Here is a 24,609-nt window from a genome sequence, read left to right on the forward strand (position 1 = left end):
GGCGAGATCGGGGGATGGGCGTGGGGATAAAGAATGCGTAAAGATCAGCGCTGGGTCTGCCTGTAACGGCCTCTTCGCGGGCACGCTCGCAAAGAGGCCGGCGCGGACTTACTGTTGTGGCGGCTGTTGCGCCGCGTTACGGCTCCAGTCCAGCAGCAGGCTGTAACCTACCGCCAGCAAGGTCGGGCCGATGAACAGGCCAATGAAACCAAAGGCAAGCAAGCCTCCGAATACGCCCAGCAGCACGATCACCAGCGGCAGGTTGCCGCCACGGCTGATCAGGTAGGGCTTGAGCACGTTGTCCACGCCGCTGATGACGAAGGTGCCCCAGATACCCAGGAACACCGCCATGCCGTATTCGCCCTTCCACACCAGCCAGGCAGTGGCCGGGATCCAGGCCAGTGGCGGGCCCATGGGGATCAGGCTGAGCATGAAGGTCACCAGGCCCAGCACGATCGCGCCGGGTACCCCCGCGATCAGAAAGCCGATCAGCGCCAGCGCGGCCTGCGCAGCCGCCGTGCCGATTACCCCGTTGACCACCCGCTGAACGGTACCGGCTACCAGTTCCAGGTAATACTCGGCGCGCTCGCCCACCAGGCGGTGCAGCAAGCGCAGCACGAATGCTGCCAGGCGCGGCCCGTCGCGGTAGAAGAAGAACACGAACACCAGGCTCAGGGTCAGTTCCAGCACGCCGCTGCCAATCTGCGCACTGCGCGCCAGCAACCAGTTGCCCACTTGCCCGAAGTAGGGCTTGGCCGAGGCCAGCAGGGCTGCGCCCTGCTGGTCCAGGGATTGCCACCCGTTGACCAGGCGCTCGCCCACAAATGGAATGCCACCCAGCCAGGCCGGCGCATCGGGCAGCCCGTCGACCTGCACGTCACGCACAAACGCCGTAGCATCGCGAATATGATCGGCCAGGTTGAACCCCAGCCACACCAGCGGCAGTGCCACGATCAGTATCCAGGCCGTGGTCAGCAGGCTGGCCGCCAGGGTTTCACGGCCGCCCAGCACACGCGTCAGCAAGCGCATCAACGGCCAGCTGGCAAAAGCCAGGATAGCCCCCCACAGCAATGCAGAAATGAACGGTGCCATCACCCAAAGGCCGGCACCCAGCAAGGCCAGCAGCAGAATCTGGATCAGCAGGCGGTCATTGTTAACCATGGTGGCGCTCGTTCAACGGATCAATTCAAGGTGCAGGCCATCGGTGGGTGCGCTGCCGACTTCAAGGCGGCCATTGCGTACGCCTGCCTTGACCAGCGCCTCACGCCAGGCTTCAGCCTGGGCGCCGCTTAGGCTGGCGCGCAAGGTGCTGTCGAGGTTCAGGCTGCGGGCCAGCAGGTTCACCCAGGCGTCTTGCGGCGCCGCAAGGTCAGGGTAGTCGAGCTTGCCGGTGTCGCGCATTTCGCGCAGCACCGTGGCGGCGGTTGGCAGAAGCTCGCCCAGCGGGCTGGCGGCGACGAACTCCTCCACATGCAGGTAGGCACGGCGGTTGCCGCGGGTAACGCTGTACAGCGCGACCAGCGTGTCGGCCTCGGCTGCCGAGCGGCGTAGCAGGATGAACGCCTGCTGCTCGTCACCACCGTTGAGGCGGGCATTGGCGAACACATCGTTGCCCCACAGGCTGGCCTCGCCGCAATCGCGACCCTGGCACCAGAACAATGGGTAACCCCCATCACGCTGCAGTGCTTCGCGGGCACTGGTGAAGGCTTCACGGGCTGTACGTTCGACCGGCAGTTCGTAGGTGACCGAGCTGACCTGCCCCCGGCTCTCGACTTTGTTATCGACCCGCAGACGACCGCTGATCTTGCGCAGCGGGCCCATGGGGTAGACGCGTTCCTGCTCCACGGCCGGGCGCTGGTCAACAACCTTTGCGTCCACCGGCACCGGCAGGCTGCCGGCCCACAATACCGGGCTGGCAAGCGCCAGGCAGGCGACGACAGCATTACGGATGGCAACAGGCGCGCTCATTGGCGAACCAGGCGGCGCGCGGCGCCGAAATGAAGCTCCAGGATGTCTGGCAGTTGCATGGTTGTCTCCCTGTTCAACCCGCCAAGCCTCGACACTTGTCCGGTGCAAGTCAAGCAAAGCCAAAGAAGCGATTGATACAGTCTGCGACAAGGGCCGCGCCCTGCTGGTCATTCAGGTGCAGGTGATGGCCACCGGGCAGCGTCGCCTGCTCAAAGGGTAGCTGCTCCAGCAACGCGGCGTGGCGCGCCAGCATACCTTCAGCGGCCACCACCAACAGCGCCGGGCAACGCACCCGGCGCACATGGGCCATGGCCTGGGCTTCACTCAGGCGCACCGGCGATGGCAGGGTGAGGCGGCTGTCACTGCGCCAGCTGTAACCCCCGGGCACTGGCATCAGGCCACGTTGCGCCAGCAATTCGGCAGCCTCACGGCTGACCGCGACCATGCCTTTCATCCGGGCATGCACGCCTTCTTCCAGGGTGGCGTACACCGACTTGCGTTTGCCATCCAGCCGCAGCTGGGCTTGCAGGGCCATCCCTAACCGTTCGCCAGCGTCCTGCTCGGCACCGGTTGGCGGGATGACCCCGTCGATCAGCGCCAGGTGGCTGACCCGGTCGGGCAAGGCGCCGGCCAGTTGTACCGAAATGATTGCGCCCAGCGAATGGCCTAGCAGGCCGAAACGCTGCCAACCCAGCTGCTCGGCAACCCGCAGCACGTCGTGGGCATAATCGGCCAAGGCATAGCCGGCGCCAGGCGGGCGATGTTCCGAGTAACCGTGCCCGGCCAGGTCCAGGGCGACGATCCGCAGGCCCTTCAGTTGCGGCGCCAGGCGGGCGAAGCTATTGGCGTTATCCAGCCAGCCATGCAGGGCAATCACCGGCAGCCCGTCTTCGGGGCCGAACAGGTGAGCCGCCAGTTCGATATGGCCCAGGCTCAGACGGACTTCCTCCACCTGCGCGCTCATACCTGGCTCCAGCGGTCGAACAGGCCCTTGATCAGGCTGGCGGTGTCGGTCGGGCGCTCCAACGGGAACATGTGCCCGCCGGGCACACTGTGATATTCGCCTTTGGGCATGCCGCGCACCGCCAGGGTGTGGTGACGGCGAATGACGTTGCTGCGCTGGCCGCGCACCATGGCCAGCGGCACCTGCAACTGCCGGGCAGGCGCGGGGCTGGTGTGCGGGATGCTGCGGTAGATACTGATTTCGGTGGCGGGATCGAAGCGCAATTGCAGTCCCTGCTCCATCGCCTGCAAGCCATGTTCGACATAGGCTTCAAGGCAGTCTGGGTCAAAATGGCGAAACAGTGATTTGCCGGCAAAGTAGTCCCGGGCACTGTCGCGGTCACTAAAGACTTCGCGCCGCCCCAGCGTGCGCCCGGCGGGCGTGATGCGGTCAATGAAGCCAAAACGCTTGGCGGTGCGCAGCAGCCACTGGTCAGCACGGGTAAGCACCGGCGAGTCGAGCATTACCACCCCGCGGTAGTACTCAGGACGACGCAATGCAGCGTGCAGGTGCAACACCCCGCCTAGCGAATGCCCGACCCCCCAGATGGGCTGGTCCTGCTGTGCCAGGTGATGCAGCAGCTCATCGACCAGACTCTGCCAGTTGTCGTCTACCGGAAAGCGCGGATCGTGCCCATGCTGGGCCAGGTGCTGCACCTGGTAGTCCGGCGCCAGGGCAGCGAACAGCTTGCCATACGTGGCCGAAGGGAAACCGTTGGCATGAGCGAAGAAGATCTGCTGCGACATGGCGCCTGGTCCAGACGGAAGATGATGGCTCATTGTCGGCATCGGGGCGCCATTGAGCAACATCCGGAAAGGTCATCGACGAGGGCTATCAGGTCACGCCGAGCGGTCGAAGCTGGCCAGAGACCGGCGCAAGCAGGCCTGCATGTAGGCCAACTGGCTTTCCAACGCCTCACGGGCCAGGCGCTGGTCCTGAAAGTCCAGCTGCAGGCGGCGCAACGCCAGACAACTGGTTTGCAGCAGGTGGGAGACTCGCAGGCAGGCGTCCTGAAGCGTGCGCAGGTCTTGCTCGCTTTGCTGCCTGGTAGCAGGTTCCAGCTTGCCGTTGCCGTTGACCTTGTGCAGCAGTTGGTAGAGCTTGGCGTCGGCCGAATCGCGCAGCAGGCTGTACTGGGCAAAGTCCAGCGCAATACCTTGCCCCACTTTGTCTACGGTGGGTTGCAGGTCAAGGGAACTCAACAGCTCCCGCATGTCACCGCTCATCCGTTGCTCCCTGCCTGATTGCTTTGAGGCAACGCTAGCAAGAGGCCATCAAGTGCGACAACTGACAAAAATGCCAGTTGCCTTGTCGATCTGCGGGGGCATCACACCGGTGGGTTGATCGCCCGGAGGGTCATCAGCCCGGCCAGTGGCCAATCCCCTTCCAGCTCCGCCAGGCTGGCAGTGCTCATGGCCGCCGGTTGCTGCTGATGACCATGCTCCAGCGCGCCAACCAAGGTGCCTACCAGCGGCTGGTGGCTGACCAGCAGTACATGCTCCAGGCCCAGCCGTTCGATTTCGCCGATCACCTGCTGCACATCATGCTCTGGCGTCAGCCAGGGCACGGTGCGCACCGGCTCCCTGAAACCCAGCGTGTCATGCACCAGCGCGGCCGTTTGCTGGGCGCGCACGTAGGGGCTGGCGATGATCGCCTGCAACGGCTGCCCCAACAGGCGAGCAGCGCTGTGCAGCACCTGCTCGCGGCCATGGGCGGTCAGGCGGCGCTCGGCATCGGTATTGGCCCGCGGCTCTGCCTCACCGTGGCGCAGCACCCACAGCTTCACAGCTTGGGTTCCTCGTCCCGCACCGGGTGCGGGGCCGGGGCCACGGCATGCGGCGCCTCGCCTTCCGGAGCACGCGGTGCTGGCCAGTCGGCAAACGGCCAGGGCTTCTGCTCAGTGTGGAAGCTGCCATAGCGGCCGATCTGCGCCAGGTATTGGCTCAGGCTGTCGCCGAAGTTCATCAGGCTGGCGCTGGGCGCGCCATACACCAGGCGGTAGATCAGTTGCACCAGCACCAGGCCGCCGAGCAGCAATTCGGCCAGTTGCCAGACTACCAGGAACACCAGCATCCACAGGACCCGCAGGATGATCGACTCACGCTGGGCGCGTTCGGGCGTATCGTTCATGTGTTGCTCCTTGCTCGTGTCAGAGCCGCCAAGGGCTCAGTTGAAACCGCTGATGGAAATGAAATCGACATCGGTCTTGGGCTCGGCGCGCATCAGGTGCTCGATCACCTGGTTCAACGTGCGGCCTTCGAACAGGATGGCATGCAGGCCGGCCACCAGCGGCATGTACACCTGCACCTCCTGCGCCTTGGCCTTGAGCACCTTGAGGGTGTTGACGCCTTCGGCCACTTCGCCCAGGCGGTTGACCGCCTGCTCCAGGCTCAGGCCCTGACCCAGCGCATGGCCCACCTGGTAGTTGCGGCTCTTGGGCGAGGAGCAGGTGACGATCAGGTCACCCACACCGGCCAGGCCAAGGAAGGTCATGGGGTTGGCACCCTGGCTGACGGCAAAGCGGGTCATCTCGGCCAAGGCCCGGGTAATCAGCATGCTCTTGGTGTTCTCGCCCATGCCCAAGGCCACGGCCATGCCCGCGATAATGGCATAGACGTTTTTCAGCGCCCCGCCCAGCTCGACGCCGAAGCGGTCGGCGCTGGCGTAGACACGGAAGGTACGCCCATGCAGTACGGCCTGCACTTGCTGGCAGAGCTGTTCGTCCTCACTGGCGACCACCGTGGCAGTCAGCGCATGTTCGGCGATCTCGCGGGCCAGGTTGGGGCCCGACAGCACGCCGATGCGGGCATCGGGGGCGATCTCTTCAAGGATCTGGCTCATCAGTTTGAAGCTTTGCGCCTCGATCCCCTTGGTCAGGCTGACCAGGCCCTTGCCCCGCAACAGCTCGGCGTGGGGCGCCAGCACACTGCGCAAGGCGCTGGATGGCAGGGCGACAAAAATCAACGCGCTGGCCTGCAAGGTGCCCAGCAGGTCGTTGACCGGCTCCACGCCATCATGCAGGCGGATGCCCTTGAGGTAGCGCGGGTTTTCGCGGTTGACGCGCATGGCCTCGGCCTGCGCCGGGTCGCGCATCCATTGGCGCACCGGCACACCGTTTTGCGCCAGCAGGTTCGCCACGGCGGTGCCGAAGCTGCCGCCTCCCAGAACTGCAACAGGTTGCTGTTCAGTCATATCCAATCCGTTAAAGCCAAAAGTTAAGTGGCGACCCCGTCATTATACGGCTCGCCTGCCTTGCGCCAAGGCCAGCAACGCAGATGACACTGTCATGGCCACGTTGCAACCCCTGTAGGCGCGAGCTGGCTCGCGATGCGCCGCCCGGGCGGCGCTCGATTTTCGCCCCCATAAAGCGTCAGGACAGACACGCTGCAAAACCGCCGCAGATCACTGGAAAATACGCCAAGGTCAGTTACCATGCCTGTTCCATTCCTGATACAAGGCCCCCCCGTGTTCCCTGGCACGCCCCCGTTCCCGCGCCTGCTGATACTGACTGCCTTGCTCGGTGGCCCGGCCATGGGCGACGACCTGTTCATCGACAACAGTGACCTGCCGCAGGTTCTGACCGCCACGCGCCTGAAACAATCCCCGGCGGCAGTCCCGGGCAGCATGACCGTGCTCGACAGCGAACTGATCCGCGCCAGCGGCGCACGTGACATCCCCGAACTGCTGCGCCTGGTACCGGGCATGATGATCGGCTACGGTGCCGGCAACCAGCCGACGGTCAACTACCACGGCAGCAACGCCAGCGAAGCACGGCGCATGCAGGTGCTGATCGATGGCCGCTCGGTGTACCGTGCAGGCCTGGCCACGGTGGACTGGAGCGACATCCCCCTGGCCATGGAAGACATCGAGCGCATCGAGGCGTTCCGCGGCCCCAACACGGTCAGCTACGGCGCCAACGCGCTGATGGCGGTGGTCAACATTCTCACCCGCAACCCTGCCGACAGCCACGGCACACGGCTGAAGGTGACCCGAGGTGAGGACGGCATCAATGACTTCTATGCCAGCCACGGCTTCGGCTGGGAGGGCGGCGACATGCGCCTGTCACTGTCGGGCCAGCAGGACGACGGTTTCGACCACGACCCGTTCGGCCAGGATTACCGGGACAGCCGCCGGCTGACCCGTTTCAACCTCAGTGCCAGCCACAATCTGTCGCTGAACCAGACCCTGGAATGGCAACTGGCGGCAAAAGAAGGCAGCAACCAGCGGCCTTACACCTACCAACCTGTCTTCCCCTACGTCACCCAGCGCGGCGACAATGCCGACGTCAATGCCAAGGACTACGCAGGGTCGGTACGCTGGAACATCGATTTCAACCCCGATCACAGCCTGTATGTGCAGGGTTCTGCCCAACACTTTGACCGCCAACAGGTCTGGCGGGCCTGTGATGCCGCGTTGTCGTTCAGCCCCGAACTGACCCGGCTGTGGCAGATGAACCCCAACTACGCCGAGCTGGTGGCACGCGGTGCCAACAACCCGCCGCCCAGCAACAACCCTGCTGAACAAGCGCTGGTCGATGCCATCAAGGATCAGTGGAACAACCAGGGCGGCAGCAGTGCGGTGTGCGGCGATGTCGACCAGAGCACGCGCGAAACCCGCTATGACCTGGAAATCCAGGACACCCTCAGCCTCACCGACAGCCTGCGCCTGCTCAGTGGGGTGAACTACCGCTATGATCGTGCCGACTCGCAGACTTACTTCAACGGCAGCATCGATGACCAGACCTGGCGCCTGTTCGGCCAGCTGGAATGGCGCGCTGACGAGCACTGGATCTTGCAGGGCGGGGCCATGCTCGAAGATTCGCGTCTGTCGGGCAGTTCGCTGACGCCGCGCGTAGCGGTCAACTACCTGATCACCCCGCGCCACGGCCTGCGCGCAGTGTATTCCGAGGCGGTGCGCTCGCCCGACATGTTCGAGAACAACATCAACTGGAGCTACACGGTCAAAAACCTCAGCCGCGACGTGTTCGGCCAGCAGCACGGCGAGTATTTCGTCAAGACCCGCGGCCCGGGCGACCTCGACCAGGAGCGCATGCGCTCGCGCGAACTGGGCTACAACGGCTACTTCAGCGACATCGACCTGAGCATGGATGTGAAGCTGTTCTATGACGAGATCACCGGCATGATCAGCGAGCCCCTGAAGAACAACCAGTACATCGCCAGCAACGCCAACAAGGCCCGGTTCAGCGGCAGCGAGACGCAACTGGACTGGCGGCCCACCCTGCGTGACCGCCTGCGCCTGACCTATGCCTATGTCGATGCCTGGGCCAGCAACCCCGACGACCGCCGCCTCACCGCCCGCAACAGCGGCTCGGTCGGCTGGATGCGCGAATGGGGCGATGGCTGGTCGAGTGCGCTGTTCTACTACGGTGACGATGCGCTCAACCAGTACCGCTACGAGCGCCTGGACATGCGCGTGGCCAAACGCTTTCGGGTGCAGGGCAGCAACCTGGAACTGGCGGCGCTGTGGCAGCAGCGCCTGGACGACGAACCGACCACGACCGTGCAGAACCGCTACGACAGCCGCCACCGCCTCAGCTTCAGCGCGGAGCTGGCGTTCTGATGGCCTTGGTGCTGCGCCTGTTGCTGCTGTGCCTGTGGCCCTTGGGGCCGTTGTCCGCCAGCGAAATTCTGCTGGTAGGCGCGCAAGACCAGCCTGGCATCCGCAGTTTCGTCGCCGCACTCGAAAGCCGTCGGCCGGGCGATCATGTGCATTTCCAGACCACAGCCGACCTGCCAAGCCCTGGCAAGCTCAAAACTGGCCAGCGCCTGATTCTGATGGACAATGCCGCCCTGGAATGGCGGCTGGGTGAAAACGCCGGCCCGCCAGCGCTGGCCATGCGCATAAGCCGGGTACAGGCTGAGCAGCGCCTGGGAAAGTCGCGCCCAGCGTTCCTCACCCTGCTGTGGAGTGACCCGCCGTTGGGCCGGCAACTGCGCCTTGCGCGCTACCTGCTGCCGCAGGCACAGCGCATTGGAGTGCTGTACGGCGAGCACAGTGGGTTCCTGCTTGAAGAGCTGCGCCATGCGGCTCGACCGTTAGGCCTGGAGATCATTGCCCAGGCCTGGCCCGACCTGCGTGACAGCCGCCCCCTGCAGCACCTGCTGGGTAACAGTGATGTATTGCTGGGCCTGGATGACCCGGACCTGTACAACTCCAAGACTGCAAAGAACCTGCTGTTGAGCAGTTATGGCCGTCAGATGGCGCTGATCGGCCCGAACGCCGGCTTTGTTCGCGCCGGCGCCTTGGCCAGCACCTACAGCGACCAGGAGGACTGGCTGGCAGTACTTGACCAGTTGCTCGACCAGCCGCCAGGGCGCTGGCCGCGCAGCCTGTACCCGGCACGCTTCGGCGTCAGTGGCAACCAGCAGGTGGCGCGCGCCCTGGGCCTGCAACCGATCGATCCGAACGCCGCCGCCAAGGCCCTGGCAGAAGGAGAGCCCACCCCATGAGCAAAGGCCTGAGCTGGGACATCCACACCCGCACGCAAATCATCAGCCTGGGCCCTGCCCTGCTGCTGACCTTGCTGCTGATCAGCTTCTTCACCTTCGTGCGGATCCAGGACCTGCGCCAGGAGCTTAACCACACCGGGCAACTGATCGCCAACCAGCTGGCCCCAGCCTCGGAGTACGGGGTGATCTCAGGCAACAACGAAGTGCTCGAAGGCCTGATGCGTGCCACCCTCAGTATCCCGCACGTGCGCTTTCTCGAGGTGCAGGACAGCCGCAACCACATCCTTGTGTACGTCGAGCAGTCCGACGAGAGCGCTAACCGCGCGCAACGTGTCGAGGTGTTCCAGGCGCCCATACGCCTGCAGCAAATCCGCCTGGACAGCGACTTCCTGCAGCAGGGCAAGGCCGCCTCACCCGCCATTGGCGATGATTATCTGGGCCGGGTGATCGTCGGCATGTCTGATGACGCCTTCAGCCAACGCCAACAGGAAATCGTGATCAAGGCCGGCATCCTGGCGCTGTTCGCCCTGCTGTTCACCTTTATATTGGCGCGTCGCCTGGCCTTGAGCCTGGCCAAGCCGATCAGCGACATGGGGCATGCGGTCAAGGCAATCCAGCAAGGCGAGTACAACACCCCCTTGCCAGTGGTCGACGACAGCGAACTGGGCCACCTGGCGCGCCACATCAACAACCTGGCCAGCGCCTTGGAGCAGGCCAGTGACGAACAGAAGCAGGCCATTGCCGAGCTGATCCAGGCCCGTGAGGAGGCCGAACAGGCCAACCGTGCCAAATCGGACTTCCTGGCGATGATGAGCCATGAGCTGCGCACCCCGATGAATGGCGTGCTGGGCATGCTGCAATTGCTGGAAACCACGCCACTGAGCAACGAACAGGCCGACTACACCGCAGTGGCCAGCGAATCCACCGGGCATTTGCTGAAAGTCATCAATGACATCCTCGACTTCTCGCGCATCGAGCGCGCCGCGCTGCAACTGGAACACATCGACTTCAACCTCGCCGAGCTGATCACCAGCAGCGTCCAGTCGTTCCAGCACAGCGCCCAGCAGCGCGGCCTGGGCCTGCACCTGCAACTGCCGCCCGGTATCGGGCGACTGCAGGTGAACGGCGACCCCACGCGCATCCGCCAGATCCTGCTGAACCTGATCGGCAACGCCCTGAAATTCACCGAACGCGGGCAAGTGCAGGTGGAGGCGCGCTGGCAGGTACTCGACCGGCAGCTGATCTGGCTGACCTGCAGCGTGCGCGACACCGGTATCGGCATTGACAGCGCCCGCCTGGAGATGATGTTCGTTGCGTTCCAGCAGGCTGACAGCTCGATTTCCCGCCGGTATGGCGGTACCGGGCTAGGGCTGTCCATCGCCCGCACCCTTGCCGAGCGCATGGGCGGCAAGCTGCGCGGTGAAAGCCGTGAAGGCCTGGGTTCCACCTTTACCCTGGAGATGCCGCTGGCCCTCGCCAGCCCTGCCCCCGTCGCGCTGACGACGCCAGCAGCTGCGCCAACCACGGTGTCTGACAACGATCAGGTACTGCTGGTAGAGGACAATCCGGTCAACCAAAGTGTCATCGAAGCCATGCTGCGCAGTCTGGGCCTGGCGGTATGCACGGCCGAAGACGGCCTGGAGGCGGTCGACCTGGTTGGCCGGCAGCGCTTTGCCGCTGTGCTGATGGACTGCCGCCTGCCGCACCTGGATGGCTACGAAGCTACCCGGCGCATACGCCAGCTGCCCAACGGCGCCGGCCTACCGATCATCGCCTTGACCGCCAATGCCTTGCAGGGCGACCGCGAGCGTTGCATGGCCGCCGGCATGGACGACTACCTGAGCAAACCCTTGCGTCGCACCGAACTGCAGCGGGTGCTGCAACGCTGGTTGCCCGGTCAGACAACCGCGACTGGCGATAAATGCTAAAGTGCGGCAGTCTTAAACACTGGACAGGACCTTCATCGGACCTGAAAATAGACGTTTCAGTGCACACCTGTACTTCTTTCGGCAGGTGCGCTGTGACTTTCACCACAACGCAATAGTCTACCTGTAGGCTGCCGTCTCGAAGCCGTTGGTTTTCGGGCCGGCCGGGAAGATTCATCCCCTGCCACAGGGGGTTATTGAGGAGCTCGCATGACCAAACAACACGCCTTTACTCGGGAAGACCTGCTGCGCTGCAGTCGCGGTGAGCTGTTCGGCCCAGGTAATGCGCAACTGCCCGCGCCGAACATGCTGATGGTCGATCGCATCACCCATATCAGCGAAGAAGGCGGCAAGTACGGCAAAGGTGAATTGGTCGCCGAGCTGGATATCACCCCGGACCTGTGGTTCTTCGCCTGCCACTTCGAAGGCGATCCGGTCATGCCGGGCTGCCTGGGCCTCGACGCCATGTGGCAGCTGGTTGGCTTCTTCCTCGGTTGGCAAGGCCTGCCGGGCCGCGGCCGCGCCCTGGGCTCGGGCGAGGTGAAGTTCTTCGGTCAGGTACTGCCCGAAGCCAAGAAAGTCACCTACAACATTCAGATCAAGCGTGTCCTGAAGGGCAAGCTGAACATGGCCATCGCCGATGGCTCGGTCAGCGTCGACGGCCGTGAGATCTACACTGCCGAAGGCCTGCGGGTCGGCGTGTTCACTTCCACTGACAATTTCTAAGGGTTATTCGCATGCGCCGCGTCGTTATCACTGGTCTGGGCATCGTATCGTGCCTGGGCAATGACAAAGCTACCGTCACCGAAAACCTGCGCAACAGCCGTCCGGGTATCCGTTTCAACCCGGATTACAAGGAAATGGGGCTGCGTAGCCAGGTTTCCGGGTCGATCGACCTCAACCTCGAAGAACTGATCGACCGCAAGGTCTACCGCTTCGTCGGCCATGCCGCTGCCTACGCCTACCTGGCAATGCAGGACGCGATCAAGGACGCCGGCCTGACCGAAGAGCAGGTTTCCAGCCCGCGTACTGGCCTGGTGGCTGGCTCCGGCGGCGCCTCGACCCTGAACCAGATGGAAGCGCTGGACACCCTGCGCGAGAAAGGCGTCAAGCGCGTCGGCCCATACCGCGTTACCCGCACCATGGGCAGCACCGTTTCGGCATGCCTGGCCACCCCGTTCAAGATCAAGGGCATCAACTACTCGATCTCGTCGGCTTGCGCCACCTCGGCACACTGCATCGGTACCGCCCTGGAGCAGATCCAGTGGGGCAAGCAGGACATCGTCTTCGCCGGTGGCGGTGAAGAAGAGCACTGGAGCCAGTCGTTCCTGTTCGATGCCATGGGCGCCCTGTCGACCAAGCGCAACGAAACCCCGGAACTGGCCTCTCGCGCCTACGACGCTGACCGTGATGGCTTCGTCATCGCTGGCGGTGGCGGCATGGTGGTGGTCGAGGAGCTGGAACACGCCCTGGCCCGTGGCGCCAAGATCTACGCTGAAATCGTTGGCTACGGCGCCACTTCCGACGGCTACGACATGGTTGCCCCGAGTGGCGAAGGTGCCATCCGCTGCATGCAGCAGGCATTGTCCACCGTCGACACCCCGATCGACTACCTGAACACCCACGGCACCTCGACCCCGGTCGGTGACGTTGCCGAGATCAAGGGCGTTCGCGCAGTATTCGGCGACAAGGCACCGAAGATCAGCTCGACCAAGAGCCTGTCGGGTCACTCGCTGGGCGCTGCTGGCGTGCACGAGGCGATCTACTGCCTGCTGATGATGGAAAACAACTTCATCGCCGGCTCTGCCAACATCGACGAGCTGGACCCGGAGGTCGCTGACCTGCCGATCCTGCGCAAAACCGAAGAAAACGCCAAGATCGACACGGTCATGAGCAACAGCTTCGGCTTCGGCGGCACCAACGCCACCCTGGTGCTCAAGCGCTGGGAAGGCAAGTAAGACGCTGATGCGGTAATCGAAAACGCCCCGACTGGTTCGGGGCGTTTTCATGTGTAGCCCGTACGGGCAACCCCTATTTTTGCCTGGGCAGCACAGCCAGAAAGTTATCGCGGGCTACTTTGTTCGCTACATGCTCAGGCAAAGCATCCAGAAACGGCCTGAACCCGTGCATCTGCTCCCCCAGGCTGCCAAACCGCCCCACCACATCCGACCCCAGCATGAACCGCTCCGGGAACCGCTCGACCAACGCCAGCCATTCCTTGCGCGGCACACCCTTGTCGTCCAGCAGGTAAGGCTGCAACACACTCCACGACAGGTCGACATAGAGGTTCGGGTAATCCTCCAGCAACCGCGTCAGCACCGGCAGTAAAAAGTCCATCTGTGTCTGGTGCCGGTGGATCTCCATGCTGCTGCCGGCGTGCGCCCAGATAAAGCGCGTATGCGGGTGATTGCGCAGCGGCTCTTCGATCTCCGCCAGGTACAGTGGATTGCGCTCGCGCTTGGAGGTGATGTTGGAATGCAGGAGCACCGGCAGGTCACGCTCCGCCGCCAGGTGGTAGATACGCGTCATGGCTTCGTTGTTGGCCCGTGGCGTGTCCCCACTGGTCAGCGCCGTGAGGTCATCGTGGCGGGTGAAGACCTCGCCAATGCCCTGCCACAGCCCTGGGTACAGATCGAGCATGCGCTCAATATGGCTGACGGCATTCTTGTCCACCGGGTTGAAACCGGTCAGGAACGGATGAAAGCGCTTGCGCTGCTCGACCGGCAACTGCTGCAGGGCTGCGACCACGTAAGTGTCGGTGGCGCTGTACCAGTAGGCATCGGCGTCGTCACCCGCGTAATAGCGCGGGCGCTTGGGCTCGTCTTCATGCCATTTCTTGGCCACCGGGATGCCGGAAATCATCGACTGCTCGACGCCCGCAGCATCCATCGCCTTAAGCAACGCCGGCATGCCTTCGCTTTCCTGGAAGAAGTCGACGTAGTGCAGGTGAGCATCGCTGTAGCGGTAGTCGCGCGCCAGTGCCGCGTGGCACAAACTGCCAGACAACAACACGCAGGCCAGCGCTCGGGCAATCATGGGCAGCTTCCTTCTCCGGTGATGAAAACAGTAGACCGGTCGGCGATCCAGACGGTTCAGCCACAGCGGGCAAACCGCTATGCTTGAGGCATTTCCACCACGCCTGGAGCCCACCGCATGAGCAGCCCCCTGATCATCCGCCCACGTGCCGAATCGGTCGAGGGCCAGCCGATCCTGCGCCCGCTGCCGGCAGCCCAGTGCCGTAGCGTCGGCCCATTCGTGTTTTTCGACCACATGCTCGAAACCGACTATGCCCCAGGGCATGGTATGGACATCCGCCAGCACCCGCACATCGGCCTGTCGACCCTGACCTACCTGTTCGAGGGAGCGATCCTGCACAAGGACAGCCTCGGCTCGGAGCAGCGGGTACTCCCCGGCGATGTCAGCTGGATGACGGCTGGCAGCGGCGTGACCCATGTCGAGCGCACACCCGCAGATGCCCTGGCCCATGGCTCGTGCCTGCACGGCTTGCAAGTGTGGCTAGCCTCGCCACAGGAGCACGAGCAAGGCCCAGCGAGCTACAGCCACTACCCGGCGGCGAGCCTGCCGGTGAGTGACAACCTGGGGGTGCGCATTTGCATGATTGCCGGCACCGGGTTCTGCCTGGCGTCACCGGTGCCGGTGCTCTCCCCCACTCTTTATGCGCATGTACAGATGCAACCAGCGACGACGCTGCTGATACCCAGTGAGCACGTCCAGCGGGCGCTTTACCTGCTGGATGGCGAGCTGTTGCTGAACGATGAGGACGTGGAGCCTTGCAGCCTGGTGGTGCTGCCAGAGGGCGAGGACATGACGCTGTATGCAGAGGGGGAGTGCCAGCTGGTGCTGATTGGCGGGGCACCACTGGATGGGCCGCGGCGGATGAACTGGAATTTCGTGGCCAGTGACCCGGAACTGATCGAACAAGCCAGGGCGCGGTGGGCTGCGGGGGATTGGCCGGTGGTGCCGGGGGAAACCTCAAGGATCGAGTTGCCCCGGTAAATCTGGGGCTGCTCTGCAGCCCATCGCCGGCAAGCCAGCTCCCACCAAGAGCGGCGTACGCTGTACTGTGGGAGCTGGCTTGCCGGCGATGGGGCGCGCAGCGCCCCCTGCTATATCAGCGCTGGAACACTTCAGTCAGCAGGTTGTGCATTGAGCGGAACGCCCGCTCGGAAGTGCGGCGGTCATACTGCATCTTGCCTGGTACGTTGGCATTCGGGTCGGTAAACGAGTGCACCGCCCCGCCATAGCTCAGCAACTGCCAGTCGACCTTGGCCGCGTTCATCTCGTCCTCGAATGCTGGCAACTGCTCTTTCGGCACCAACGGGTCGGAGGCGCCATGCAACACCAGCACCGATCCCTTGATGTGCTTGGCATCTTCAGGGTTCGGCGTGTCCAGCGTGCCGTGGAACGACACCGCCGCACGCAGGTCGGCGCCAGAACGGGCCAGTTCCAGGGCACAGCAGCCACCGAAGCAGAAGCCGAACGTGGCAACTTTGCCAGGCTCCAGCAGCGCCTTCGACTGCCCCAGCAGTTGCGCCAGGGCTTCTTGCATACGCTTGCGCAGCTCGCCACGGTCGTTCTTCAACGGCATCATCGCCGCACCGGCCTCGTCGGCATTGGACGGGCGTACAGATTGGCCGTACAGGTCGGCAATCAGCACCACATAACCCTTCTCGGCCACTTCCTTGGCGATGCGTTCGGCACCTTCGCCAATACCCATCCAGTTCGGCGCCATCACCAGGCCTGGGCGGCCCAGCGCACCTGGCTCAAAGACCAGCCGGCTTTCGTAAGCCTTGCCGGACAGGTGATAAACCAGCGATTCGACGATTACCTTGCTCATCAAGCACTCCTTAGGCACTTTCTATGAAAAGCGCGCCATGAAAAAAGCCCGCCGAAGCGGGCTTTCCTTTGCATCAACTCAAGCAGACAGCTCGACCAACAGCTTGTTCAGGCGACGAACGTAAGCCGCCGGGTCCTTCAAGCTGTCACCGGCCGCCAAGGCCGCCTGATCGAACAGAATATGCGAGAGCTCGGCGAAGCGGTCTTCGCTCTGTTCGTTGTCCAGCTTCTCGATCAGCGGGTGGCTCGGGTTGAACTCGAAGATCGGCTTGGACTCCGGTACCTTCTGCCCACTGGCCTCCAGAATCTGGCGCATTTGCAAGCCCAGGTCCTGCTCGCCAATCGCCAGGATCGCCGGCGAGTCGGTCAGGCGGTGCGACACGCGCACTTCGGCAACACTGTCACCCAGCGCGCCTTTCAGGCGCTCGACCAGGCCTTCCTTGTCCTTGGCGACTGCTTCCTGGGCTTTCTTGTCCTCTTCCGAATCCAGCTTGCCCAGGTCCAGGTCGCCACGGGCGACGTCGACGAAAGCCTTGCCGTCGAACTCGTTGAGGTAGCTCATCAGCCACTCATCGATACGGTCGGTCAGCAGCAGCACTTCGATGCCTTTCTTGCGGAAGACTTCCAGATGCGGGCTGTTCTTGACCTGCGCGTACGACTCGCCGGTGAGGTAGTAGATCTTGTCCTGGCCCTCTTTGGCACGGGCCAGGTAGTCGGCCAAGGCAACGCTCTGCTCGCCGCTGTCGTCGTGGGTGGAAGCAAAGCGCAACAGGCCGGCGATCTTCTCCTTGTTGGCGAAATCTTCGGCCGGGCCTTCCTTCAGCACCTGGCCGAAGTTCTTCCAGAAGCCCTTGTACTGCTCGGGTTCGTTTTTCGCGAGCTTCTCCAGCATGTCCAGCACGCGCTTGGTCAGCGCGGTCTTCATCGACTCGATGATCGGGTCTTTCTGCAGGATTTCCCGAGACACGTTCAGCGACAGGTCGTTGGAGTCGACCACACCTTTGATGAAGCGCAGGTACAGCGGCAAGAACGATTCGGCCTGCTCCATGATGAACACGCGCTGCACGTACAGCTTCAAGCCGCGCGACGCTTCGCGCTGATACAGGTCGAACGGTGCGCGGGCCGGCACATACAGCAGCGAGTTGTACTCGAGCTTGCCTTCGACCTTGTTGTGGCTCCAGGTCAGCGGGTTTTCAAAGTCATGGCCAATGTGCTTGTAGAACTCCTGGTATTCCTCGTCCTTGATCTCGGTACGCGGACGGGTCCACAGGGCACTGGCGCGGTTGACGGTTTCCCACTCTTCGGCCGGCTGCTCTTCACCTTCGGCGGCAGCCTGCTCCTTCGGCAGCTGGATAGGCAGGGCGATGTGGTCGGAGTATTTCTTGACCACATTGCGCAGGCGCCAGCCATCGGCGAACTCTTTCTCTTCCTGCTTCAGGTGCAGGACAATGCGGGTACCGCGCTGTGGCTTGTCGATGGTGGCGACCTCGAACTCGCCCTCGCCTTTCGACGACCAGTGCACGCCCTCGGCAGCAGGCTGACCGGCGCGACGGCTGTAAACGTCGACCTTGTCGGCCACGATGAACGCGGAGTAGAAGCCCACGCCGAACTGACCGATCAGGTGCGAGTCCTTTTTCTGGTCACCGGTGAGGTTCTTCATGAAGTCGGCGGTGCCAGACTTGGCGATGGTGCCCAGGTGGGCGATGACGTCTTCGCGGCTCATGCCGATGCCGTTGTCCTCGAGGGTCACGGTACCGGCGTCCTTGTCGAAGCTCAGGCGAATTTTCAGTTCATCGCCCCCCTCAAGCAACTCTGGCTTGGCCAGGGCTTCGAAGCGCAGTTTGTCCACGGCATCGGAAGCGTTGGAAATCAGTTCCCGCAGGAAGATTTCCTTGTTCGAGTACAGCGAATGAATCATGAGGTGCAGCAGTTGCTTTACCTCGGTCTGGAAGCCCAACGTTTCCTTTTGTGTTTCCACAGTCATGGTCTTCGAAACTCCGATCTGATGGCAGTGGCGCCTGGCAAGCGATTTGGCCTGCGTTAATGGCGGATGTCATTCAGATGGGGGCTGAGCGGATGATTTCAAGGGCTTTTCCGGCTCGATCTTGAAATGCGCACGGGCGGTGGCAATGGGTGCCTGCCTGTCGCCTTGCCAGGCGGTAATGGCGACGTTGGTCACCCGGCGGCCCTGGCGCCACAGCTGGCACTGGGCATAGGTATCGCGAAAATGCCCGGCGCGCAGGTAGTCGATGGAAAAATCGATGATCTTCGGAATACTCGCGCTTTCGCTGTAGATCAGCAGGTACAGCGCGGCGGACAACTCCATGAACCCCGCTATCACGCCACCATGGATAGCGGGCAGCAACGGGTTGCCGATGTTGTCCGCACTCGCCGGCAGGCGGAACAGAAGGTCATCACCCTGGCGCTCGCATTCGATGCCGATAAGCCCTGCGTAGGGAATCAGCGCCAGCAATGGCCGGTAATCACCGACCGCGTGGGCAGCGTTGAGTTGCTGGCGAACCGCATGCGGAATCATGCGCCGCCCTCCTTCAGGCCATTGCCGAAACGGATACCGCCCTTGATCTCCTGCCCCAGGCGCATGAACGTCCCCACCACCTGGCAGATGGGCTGGTCGGGGTTGTCCTGATAGGCTGTGCCCCGGGTGAAGATCACGTCGCGGGTAACCCGGTAGCATTGGGCGTGACCGTAGATGTCCTTGCCAGCTTCGGCCGGGTGCATGTAGTCGATGCGCAGGTCCAGCGTGGGGCACACTTCGAAGCGGGGCAGCACGCACAGCGTGGCCATGCCACAAGTGGTGTCCATCAGCGTAGTCAGCGCACCGCCATGCACGGCGCCGGTCTGGGGGTTGCCGACGATGGCTGCTGACCAGGGCAGGACCAAGGTCATGCCATCGCCATCAGCCTGCGCCACACGCATCTGCAACAGCTGGCAATGTTTTAACGCCGAGAGAAACCGCTCGGCCATTGCCATCAAGGTTGAATCGCTCATAGGCTGTTCCCGCCCGCCGCCACGCGGCGGCATGAGTTCGTTAAAAAGTCCATGTAGAACACGGCGTTATATATCTGTAATCTGCGTGGAACTTATTCCGCATAGTTGCACTCGAAGGAACAAGTCACTTATTCCACCAAGGAGAAACACACCCATGCGTAAACCTTTTGCTTTTGCTCTGATGCTGGCTGCTGCCATGGGCCTGGCCGCTTGCGATAAAGCGAGCGAAGACAAAGCCCAAGACGCACAGGAACACGCCGAGCAAGCCCAGGAAAAAATGGGCGAAGCTCAGGATAAAATGAACGACGCTGCCAAGGAAAACGCCGAAGCCGCCAAAGATCAGGCCGAAGCCGAGCAGAAGGCTGCCGAAGAAGCCGCACCGGCTACTCCGGCTCCGCAAACCGCGCCAGCTACTCCGGCTGAACCTGCCAAACAGTAATTGTTTAAAACAAAAAAACCCGACATCGTCGGGTTTTTTTGTGCCTGAAAGTTTTCGATTAAACGTTTCAGTTACCGACCACGGGGCTTTCTTTGGCAGGCTCTGCCGGTACACTTTCGGTGGGTGTGAACACCATCACATCCAGCACATCCGAGTGGAACTCACGACGGTACAGAATAAACACGACACCCACACTCATCGCCATGAACAACCACGGGCTGATAAACCAGCTCAACATGGCCATGCCGAAGTAATAGGAACGCAAGCCCAGGTTGAACTGGTTGGCGGCAAGCGACAATACCCGTGCCGCCCGCGACGCGAACGCCTTGCGCTCCAGCTCATTGACCAGCCGTTCCCCGATCATGGGCGCCGAACCCACCAGCACCGCGGCAAAGTTGTACTGGCGCATGCACCAGCTGAACGTGAAAAAAGCGTAGACGAAGACCGTGGCCAGGCACAGCAGCTTGATCTCCGACATGCCCTGGGAGGTCTGTTGCACCAGCGGCAGGTCTGCCAGCAGCGAGAGCGCACGGTCGGAGGCACCGAGCACGGTAAGAATGCCAGCAAGGATGATCAGGGTGCTGGAGGCAAAGAACGACGCGTTGCGTTCGAGGTTGCCGATCACGCTGGCATCAGCAATGCGGTTGTCGCGCAGCAGCATGCGGCGCATCCAGTCTTCACGGTAAAGGTGCAACACGCTGGCCAGGCACGCAGTGTCGCGGCCCTTCCAGATGGCATAGCGGGTATAACCACCCCAGCACAGGGCAAACCATGCGATGGCCAGCAGGTTATTGAAGTTGCTTTGGATGAAGTTCATGCAGGGTTCCCGAAAGCGCCAGAGGCCTAGAGGATAGGGACCAGGTTTCGACGCTGGCAAGCGGCAAAAGACACAGCTGTGCAGAGAAATAGGCGTGGTTCCCACAAAGAGCGCACCGGGCAAAGGGACCGCACAAAAAAGCCCCGCATCCTTCCGGATACGGGGCTTTCGAGTCTAGACCTCTGGCGAGCACCCTTCGGCTTGTGGCCGGTGCCGCCCTCAGGCTTCAACCATCAGGCCAACGCCTCGCGTGGCTTGCCGAGCATGCGGTCGCAGGCCACGGCGCCAACCAGGGTCACCACCGAAGGCACCAGCCAGGCAAGGCCTTGGTCGCTCAACGGTAAGTGCGCCATGAAGTCCGGCAGCACGTGGGCGATGCTGCTGCCCTTGATTGCATCGACCATGCCGAACAGCAACGAAACCAGCATCACCGGTGCGAGGATGCGGGTCGGCGAGTTCCACAAGTCTTTCACGAAGCTCAGGCCGACCACCACGATGCAGGGTGGGTAGATGGCGGTGAGCACCGGGATCGAGAACATGATCAGCTTGGTCAGGCCCAGGTTGGAGATCAGCAGCGAGAAGCCCGCAAGGATCACCACCAGCGCACGGTAAGACAGCGGCAGAACCTGGCTGAAGTACTCGGCACAGGCGCAGGTCAGGCCAACTGCCGTCACCAGGCAAGCCAGCGCGATGAGTACAGCGAGGAAGCCGCTGCCCAGCGAACCAAAGGTGTGCTGCACGTAGGCATGCAGTACCGCCGCACCGTTGGTGGCGTCAGCCGCGATGTCGTGGCTGCCGGCACCCAGACGGAACAGGCTGATGTACACCAGGGCCAGGCCGACACCCGCGATCAGGCCGGCGATGATGGCATAGCGGGTGATCAGCTTCGGCGACTCGACGCCGCGCGAGCGGATGGCGTTGACGATGACAATACCGAACACCAGGGCACCCAGGGTATCCATGGTCAGGTAGCCATCGGAGAAGCCCTTGGAGAACGCGGCAGCGGCATAGGCCGGCTGTGCCTCACCAATGGTGCCCGCTGGCAGCGCGAAGGCAGCAATCCCCAGCACGGCCAGGGCGATGATCTTCAGCGGTGCCAGGAAGCGGCCGACGGTGTCGAGCAGCTTGCCCGGGTACATGGACACGGCCAGCACCACGACGAAGTACACGAGGCTGTAGATGAACAGTGCCAGCGGGCTTTCACCGGTCAGCGGTGCAACGCCCACTTCGAACGACACGGTCGCCGTACGCGGGGTGGCGAACAGCGGGCCGACCGACAGGTAACACACCGCCGCCAGCAGGCCGCCGAAGAACTTGCCGATCGGGCTGCTAAGTGCATCCATGCCGCCACCGACCTTGGCCAGAGCGACCACGGTAATGACCGGCAGGCCCACGGCGGTCACCAGGAAGCCCAGTGCTGCCATCCATACGTGCGGGCCAGACTGCAGACCGACGATAGGCGGGAAGATGATATTGCCCGCGCCAACGAAAAGCGCAAACGTCATAAAGCCAAGCGCCAGGATATCCTGGCCTTTGAGAACTTTCATTTAAGGTAGTACCACACTGCTGAAATCGGGATTCGAGAGGGGATTTCCCTTTGGATGAGGGGAAATGCTGCCCGGCTTGATAGGCCAGACCCGTTTAGCGTGTCGTTCCCTTTTGGGGTACGGGCACAGAGTGAACGCGTAATGTAACTGTTTTGTCAGTCAAACGCACTGGCACAGTGCTGCTTGTCCGATGTGCGTACATGTTTGTCGTCTGTGCGACCGAGGACAGTAGGAATTATCCTCGGATTGAAACATTGGTCTGTGTGAAAAATCCTATCAAACCCATCGAAAAATCTTTTTAGCCTGCGAAGAGCCCCAAACGGGAACCCAGGCGCATTAACGACAAAGGCCACCCGAAGGTGGCCTCTGTGCGCGTGGGGGGTGTAGCAGTATTACTTCTTGGCTTCCCAGCCAGTCAGCTCGGCCAGGGCCTTGCCGATGTCAGCCAGCGAACGCACGGTCTTCACACCAGCGTCCTGCAGGGCGGCGAACTTCTCGTCCGCAGTGCCCTTGCCGCCGGAGATGATGGCGCCAGCGTGGCCCATGCGCTTGCCCGCAGGTGCAGTAACACCGGCGATGTAGGAAACGACTGGCTTGGTCACGTGGGCCTTGATGTAGGCCGCAGCTTCTTCTTCAGCCGAACCGCCGATCTCACCGATCATGACGATCGCTTCGGTCTTCGGGTCTTCCTGGAACAGCTTCAGGATGTCGATGAAGTTGGAACCCGGGATCGGGTCACCGCCGATGCCGACGCAGGTCGACTGGCCGAAGCCGGCGTCGGTGGTCTGCTTCACAGCTTCGTAGGTCAGGGTGCCGGAACGCGAAACGATACCGACCTTGCCTGGCAGGTGAATGTGGCCTGGCATGATGCCGATCTTGCACTCGCCCGGGGTGATCACACCTGGGCAGTTAGGACCGATCAGGGTCACGCCCAGCTCGTCGCACTTGACCTTGGCATCGAGCATGTCCAGGGTAGGAATGCCTTCGGTGATGCAGACGATCAGCTTGATGCCGCCGAAGGCCGCTTCCAGGATCGAGTCTTTGCAGAACGGAGCCGGTACGTAGATGACCGAAGCGTCAGCGCCGGTAGCTTCCACGGCTTCCTTGACGGTGTTGAACACCGGCAGGCCCAGGTGGGTGGTGCCACCCTTGCCTGGGGTTACGCCGCCGACCATCTTGGTGCCGTAGGCGATGGCTTGTTCGGAGTGGAAAGTACCCTGCGAGCCGGTGAAGCCCTGGCAGATGACTTTGGTGTCTTTATTGATCAGGACGCTCATTACTTGCCCTCCGCAGCTTTGACAACTTGTTGAGCAGCGTCGGTCAGGCTGGTTGCCGCAATGATGTTCAAACCGCTTTCTGCCAGTACTTTAGCGCCCAGTTCGGCGTTGTTGCCTTCGAGGCGAACTACAACCGGAACTTTAACGCCGACTTCTTTCACCGCGCCGATGATGCCTTCGGCAATCATGTCGCAGCGAACGATGCCGCCGAAGATGTTGACCAGAACGGCCGCGACATTGCTGTCGGACAGAATGATCTTGAAGGCTTCGGTAACGCGCTCTTTGGTAGCACCGCCGCCAACGTCGAGGAAGTTGGCTGGCTTGCCGCCATGCAGGTTGACGATGTCCATGGTACCCATGGCCAGGCCGGCACCGTTGACCATGCAGCCGATGTTGCCTTCCAGGGCCACGTAGTTCAGCTCGAAGCTGGCAGCGTGGGCTTCACGAGGATCGTCCTGCGACGGGTCGTGGAAGGTTTTCAGCTTAGGCTGACGGTACATGGCGTTCGCGTCGATGTTGATCTTCGCGTCCAGGCAGTGCAGGTCGCCGTCGGCCTTGATGACCAGCGGGTTGACTTCCAGCAGGGCCAGGTCGTGTTCTTTGAACAGCTTGGCCAGGCCTACGAAAATCTTGGCGAACTGTGCAACTTGCTTGCCTTCCAGACCCAGCTGGAATGCCAGTTCACGACCCTGGAACGGCTGAGCGCCGACCAGTGGATCGATAGTAGCCTTGATGATCTTCTCAGGAGTTTCGTGAGCGACTTTCTCGATGTCCACGCCACCTTCGGTGGAGGCCATGAACACGATACGGCGGCTCGAGCGATCGACTACAGCGCCCAGGTACAGCTCTTTGGCGATGTCAGTGCAGGATTCGACCAGGATCTTGGTCACTGGCTGACCGTTGGCGTCGGTCTGGTAGGTTACCAGGCGCTTGCCCAACCATTGCGCAGCGAACGCCTTGGCGTCTTCTTTGCTGCGAACCAGCTTGACGCCGCCCGCTTTACCGCGACCACCTGCGTGAACCTGGGCTTTTACAACCCACTCGGAACCGCCGATCTTGTCGCAAGCTTCTGCTGCAGCTTCAGGGGTATCGACTGCGAAACCCTTGGAAACTGGCAGGCCGTATTCAGCGAACAGCTGCTTACCCTGATACTCGTGAAGATTCATGCTTTTTACCGTCTTCGTTAGGTACTGCGCTTCGGCGCTGCGCCATTACTGGCGCCGCACCACCTGTGACCGTTGACCCCGGGTTTTCCCGTGTGATCCGGTCCGGCGGACGTTCCGCGGTGAGTCATGCA

Annotated in this window: 24 protein-coding genes; 7 read left to right on the plus strand and 17 right to left on the minus strand. The window is 62.4% G+C overall.

All coding sequences use genetic code 11. The features are described 5' to 3' along the window. Positions 1 to 108: 108 nt before the first annotated feature. From AC07XM_RS25040 to AC07XM_RS25075, 8 genes are all read right to left on the minus strand, one after another. Positions 109 to 1,161, minus strand: coding sequence for an AI-2E family transporter (locus tag AC07XM_RS25040; protein WP_016488257.1), 1,053 nt, complete (start codon positions 1,159 to 1,161; stop codon positions 109 to 111). A 12-nt stretch (positions 1,162 to 1,173) separates the two neighbouring features. Next, a complete protein-coding gene (locus AC07XM_RS25045; protein WP_016488258.1) occupies positions 1,174 to 1,968 on the minus strand; it encodes a DUF4892 domain-containing protein in 795 nt (264 codons plus the stop codon). A 109-nt stretch (positions 1,969 to 2,077) separates the two neighbouring features. Beyond that, the gene (locus AC07XM_RS25050; protein ID WP_016488259.1) at positions 2,078 to 2,932 is read right to left on the minus strand and encodes an alpha/beta hydrolase; all 855 of its coding nucleotides are present in this window, start codon (positions 2,930 to 2,932) and stop codon (positions 2,078 to 2,080) included. After that, complete coding sequence (locus AC07XM_RS25055) at positions 2,929 to 3,717, minus strand: alpha/beta fold hydrolase (RefSeq protein WP_016488260.1); 789 nt, start codon at positions 3,715 to 3,717, stop codon at positions 2,929 to 2,931. The genes AC07XM_RS25050 and AC07XM_RS25055 overlap by 4 nt, the downstream gene beginning before the upstream one ends. A gap of 93 nt (positions 3,718 to 3,810) precedes the next feature. Next, on the minus strand, positions 3,811 to 4,197 hold the full coding sequence (locus AC07XM_RS25060; RefSeq protein ID WP_023048239.1) for a hypothetical protein: 387 nt from the start codon (positions 4,195 to 4,197) through the stop codon (positions 3,811 to 3,813). A 101-nt stretch (positions 4,198 to 4,298) separates the two neighbouring features. Further along, positions 4,299 to 4,757 (minus strand): phosphohistidine phosphatase SixA, encoded by a 459-nt coding sequence (gene sixA / locus AC07XM_RS25065; protein WP_016488262.1) that lies wholly within the window; start codon positions 4,755 to 4,757, stop codon positions 4,299 to 4,301. Then, complete coding sequence (locus tag AC07XM_RS25070; RefSeq protein ID WP_016498711.1) at positions 4,754 to 5,101, minus strand: DUF4389 domain-containing protein; 348 nt, start codon at positions 5,099 to 5,101, stop codon at positions 4,754 to 4,756. Before AC07XM_RS25070 ends, sixA begins: the two co-directional genes overlap by 4 nt. Before the next feature lie 36 nt (positions 5,102 to 5,137). After that, on the minus strand, positions 5,138 to 6,163 hold the full coding sequence (locus AC07XM_RS25075; protein WP_096426560.1) for an NAD(P)H-dependent glycerol-3-phosphate dehydrogenase: 1,026 nt from the start codon (positions 6,161 to 6,163) through the stop codon (positions 5,138 to 5,140). Between the two features lie 240 nt (positions 6,164 to 6,403). On the opposite strand from AC07XM_RS25075, the gene AC07XM_RS25080 reads away from it, so the two are divergent. The 5 genes from AC07XM_RS25080 (at position 6,404) to fabB (ending at position 13,324) form a co-directional block, all read left to right on the plus strand. Then, entirely contained in the window at positions 6,404 to 8,551 is a 2,148-nt protein-coding gene (locus AC07XM_RS25080) for a TonB-dependent receptor plug domain-containing protein (protein WP_172455956.1), read from the plus strand. Continuing rightward, a complete protein-coding gene (locus AC07XM_RS25085) occupies positions 8,551 to 9,441 on the plus strand; it encodes an ABC transporter substrate-binding protein (RefSeq protein ID WP_016488265.1) in 891 nt (296 codons plus the stop codon). The genes AC07XM_RS25080 and AC07XM_RS25085 overlap by 1 nt, the downstream gene beginning before the upstream one ends. Beyond that, on the plus strand, positions 9,438 to 11,369 hold the full coding sequence (locus tag AC07XM_RS25090; RefSeq protein ID WP_102690178.1) for an ATP-binding protein: 1,932 nt from the start codon (positions 9,438 to 9,440) through the stop codon (positions 11,367 to 11,369). The genes AC07XM_RS25085 and AC07XM_RS25090 overlap by 4 nt, the downstream gene beginning before the upstream one ends. Positions 11,370 to 11,576: 207 nt before the next feature. Then, a complete protein-coding gene (gene fabA, locus AC07XM_RS25095; RefSeq protein WP_016488267.1) occupies positions 11,577 to 12,092 on the plus strand; it encodes a 3-hydroxyacyl-[acyl-carrier-protein] dehydratase FabA in 516 nt (171 codons plus the stop codon). An 11-nt stretch (positions 12,093 to 12,103) separates the two neighbouring features. Next, positions 12,104 to 13,324, plus strand: a complete 1,221-nt coding sequence (fabB, locus tag AC07XM_RS25100; RefSeq protein ID WP_016488268.1) for a beta-ketoacyl-ACP synthase I — start codon at positions 12,104 to 12,106, stop codon at positions 13,322 to 13,324. Between the two features lie 73 nt (positions 13,325 to 13,397). On the opposite strand, the gene AC07XM_RS25105 is transcribed toward fabB, so the two are convergent. Beyond that, positions 13,398 to 14,402, minus strand: coding sequence for an amidohydrolase family protein (locus AC07XM_RS25105; RefSeq protein WP_102690179.1), 1,005 nt, complete (start codon positions 14,400 to 14,402; stop codon positions 13,398 to 13,400). A gap of 117 nt (positions 14,403 to 14,519) precedes the next feature. On the opposite strand from AC07XM_RS25105, the gene AC07XM_RS25110 reads away from it, so the two are divergent. Further along, the gene (locus AC07XM_RS25110) at positions 14,520 to 15,383 is read left to right on the plus strand and encodes a pirin family protein (protein WP_102690180.1); all 864 of its coding nucleotides are present in this window, start codon (positions 14,520 to 14,522) and stop codon (positions 15,381 to 15,383) included. Positions 15,384 to 15,498: 115 nt separating this feature from the next. Here AC07XM_RS25110 and AC07XM_RS25115 read toward each other — a convergent pair whose 3' ends face one another. The 4 genes from AC07XM_RS25115 to AC07XM_RS25130 all read right to left on the minus strand — a co-directional run bounded on the left by AC07XM_RS25115 (position 15,499) and on the right by AC07XM_RS25130 (position 19,232). After that, positions 15,499 to 16,224, minus strand: a complete 726-nt coding sequence (locus AC07XM_RS25115; RefSeq protein WP_016488271.1) for a dienelactone hydrolase family protein — start codon at positions 16,222 to 16,224, stop codon at positions 15,499 to 15,501. A 78-nt stretch (positions 16,225 to 16,302) separates the two neighbouring features. Continuing rightward, positions 16,303 to 18,207, minus strand: coding sequence for a molecular chaperone HtpG (htpG, locus tag AC07XM_RS25120; protein ID WP_102690049.1), 1,905 nt, complete (start codon positions 18,205 to 18,207; stop codon positions 16,303 to 16,305). 69 nt (positions 18,208 to 18,276) lie between these two features. Continuing rightward, positions 18,277 to 18,759 (minus strand): PaaI family thioesterase, encoded by a 483-nt coding sequence (locus AC07XM_RS25125; protein ID WP_016488273.1) that lies wholly within the window; start codon positions 18,757 to 18,759, stop codon positions 18,277 to 18,279. Continuing rightward, entirely contained in the window at positions 18,756 to 19,232 is a 477-nt protein-coding gene (locus AC07XM_RS25130) for a PaaI family thioesterase (RefSeq protein ID WP_016488274.1), read from the minus strand. The genes AC07XM_RS25125 and AC07XM_RS25130 overlap by 4 nt, the downstream gene beginning before the upstream one ends. A 154-nt stretch (positions 19,233 to 19,386) precedes the next feature. Between AC07XM_RS25130 and AC07XM_RS25135 the strand changes: the two genes are divergently transcribed. Beyond that, positions 19,387 to 19,671: a hypothetical protein gene (locus tag AC07XM_RS25135; RefSeq protein ID WP_102690050.1), complete on the plus strand. Its 285-nt coding sequence runs from the start codon at positions 19,387 to 19,389 to the stop codon at positions 19,669 to 19,671. 67 nt (positions 19,672 to 19,738) lie between these two features. Here AC07XM_RS25135 and AC07XM_RS25140 read toward each other — a convergent pair whose 3' ends face one another. From AC07XM_RS25140 to sucC, 4 genes are all read right to left on the minus strand, one after another. Beyond that, positions 19,739 to 20,488 (minus strand): DUF599 domain-containing protein, encoded by a 750-nt coding sequence (locus AC07XM_RS25140; RefSeq protein ID WP_016488276.1) that lies wholly within the window; start codon positions 20,486 to 20,488, stop codon positions 19,739 to 19,741. A gap of 233 nt (positions 20,489 to 20,721) precedes the next feature. Continuing rightward, positions 20,722 to 22,035, minus strand: coding sequence for a branched-chain amino acid transport system II carrier protein (brnQ, locus tag AC07XM_RS25145; RefSeq protein ID WP_016488277.1), 1,314 nt, complete (start codon positions 22,033 to 22,035; stop codon positions 20,722 to 20,724). Positions 22,036 to 22,427: 392 nt separating this feature from the next. Next, a complete protein-coding gene (sucD, locus tag AC07XM_RS25150; RefSeq protein WP_003254203.1) occupies positions 22,428 to 23,312 on the minus strand; it encodes a succinate--CoA ligase subunit alpha in 885 nt (294 codons plus the stop codon). Next, positions 23,312 to 24,478 carry an ADP-forming succinate--CoA ligase subunit beta gene (sucC, locus tag AC07XM_RS25155; protein WP_008091914.1) on the minus strand — a complete coding sequence of 389 codons (1,167 nt, stop codon included), beginning with the start codon at positions 24,476 to 24,478 and terminating at the stop codon, positions 23,312 to 23,314. The genes sucD and sucC overlap by 1 nt, the downstream gene beginning before the upstream one ends. Positions 24,479 to 24,609: the final 131 nt, after the last annotated feature.

The sequence above is a fragment of the Pseudomonas sp. GW460-LB5 genome (assembly GCF_059423245.1).

Bases quoted from the DNA above. Each gene is read 5' to 3' on its own strand.
- AC07XM_RS25040 (WP_016488257.1), bottom strand. From the start codon at position 1,161: ATGGTTAACAATGACCGCCTGCTGATCCAGATTCTGCTGCTGGCCTTG.
- AC07XM_RS25045 (WP_016488258.1), bottom strand. From the start codon at position 1,968: ATGAGCGCGCCTGTTGCCATCCGTAATGCTGTCGTCGCCTGCCTGGCG.
- AC07XM_RS25050 (WP_016488259.1), bottom strand. From the start codon at position 2,932: ATGAGCGCGCAGGTGGAGGAAGTCCGTCTGAGCCTGGGCCATATCGAA.
- AC07XM_RS25055 (WP_016488260.1), bottom strand. From the start codon at position 3,717: ATGTCGCAGCAGATCTTCTTCGCTCATGCCAACGGTTTCCCTTCGGCC.
- AC07XM_RS25060 (WP_023048239.1), bottom strand. From the start codon at position 4,197: ATGAGCGGTGACATGCGGGAGCTGTTGAGTTCCCTTGACCTGCAACCC.
- AC07XM_RS25070 (WP_016498711.1), bottom strand. From the start codon at position 5,101: ATGAACGATACGCCCGAACGCGCCCAGCGTGAGTCGATCATCCTGCGG.
- AC07XM_RS25075 (WP_096426560.1), bottom strand. From the start codon at position 6,163: ATGACTGAACAGCAACCTGTTGCAGTTCTGGGAGGCGGCAGCTTCGGC.
- AC07XM_RS25080 (WP_172455956.1), top strand. From the start codon at position 6,404: ATGCCTGTTCCATTCCTGATACAAGGCCCCCCCGTGTTCCCTGGCACG.
- AC07XM_RS25085 (WP_016488265.1), top strand. From the start codon at position 8,551: ATGGCCTTGGTGCTGCGCCTGTTGCTGCTGTGCCTGTGGCCCTTGGGG.
- AC07XM_RS25090 (WP_102690178.1), top strand. From the start codon at position 9,438: ATGAGCAAAGGCCTGAGCTGGGACATCCACACCCGCACGCAAATCATC.
- fabA (WP_016488267.1), top strand. From the start codon at position 11,577: ATGACCAAACAACACGCCTTTACTCGGGAAGACCTGCTGCGCTGCAGT.
- fabB (WP_016488268.1), top strand. From the start codon at position 12,104: ATGCGCCGCGTCGTTATCACTGGTCTGGGCATCGTATCGTGCCTGGGC.
- AC07XM_RS25105 (WP_102690179.1), bottom strand. From the start codon at position 14,402: ATGATTGCCCGAGCGCTGGCCTGCGTGTTGTTGTCTGGCAGTTTGTGC.
- AC07XM_RS25110 (WP_102690180.1), top strand. From the start codon at position 14,520: ATGAGCAGCCCCCTGATCATCCGCCCACGTGCCGAATCGGTCGAGGGC.
- AC07XM_RS25115 (WP_016488271.1), bottom strand. From the start codon at position 16,224: ATGAGCAAGGTAATCGTCGAATCGCTGGTTTATCACCTGTCCGGCAAG.
- htpG (WP_102690049.1), bottom strand. From the start codon at position 18,207: ATGACTGTGGAAACACAAAAGGAAACGTTGGGCTTCCAGACCGAGGTA.
- AC07XM_RS25125 (WP_016488273.1), bottom strand. From the start codon at position 18,759: ATGATTCCGCATGCGGTTCGCCAGCAACTCAACGCTGCCCACGCGGTC.
- AC07XM_RS25130 (WP_016488274.1), bottom strand. From the start codon at position 19,232: ATGAGCGATTCAACCTTGATGGCAATGGCCGAGCGGTTTCTCTCGGCG.
- AC07XM_RS25135 (WP_102690050.1), top strand. From the start codon at position 19,387: ATGCGTAAACCTTTTGCTTTTGCTCTGATGCTGGCTGCTGCCATGGGC.
- AC07XM_RS25140 (WP_016488276.1), bottom strand. From the start codon at position 20,488: ATGAACTTCATCCAAAGCAACTTCAATAACCTGCTGGCCATCGCATGG.
- brnQ (WP_016488277.1), bottom strand. From the start codon at position 22,035: ATGAAAGTTCTCAAAGGCCAGGATATCCTGGCGCTTGGCTTTATGACG.
- sucD (WP_003254203.1), bottom strand. From the start codon at position 23,312: ATGAGCGTCCTGATCAATAAAGACACCAAAGTCATCTGCCAGGGCTTC.
- sucC (WP_008091914.1), bottom strand. From the start codon at position 24,478: ATGAATCTTCACGAGTATCAGGGTAAGCAGCTGTTCGCTGAATACGGC.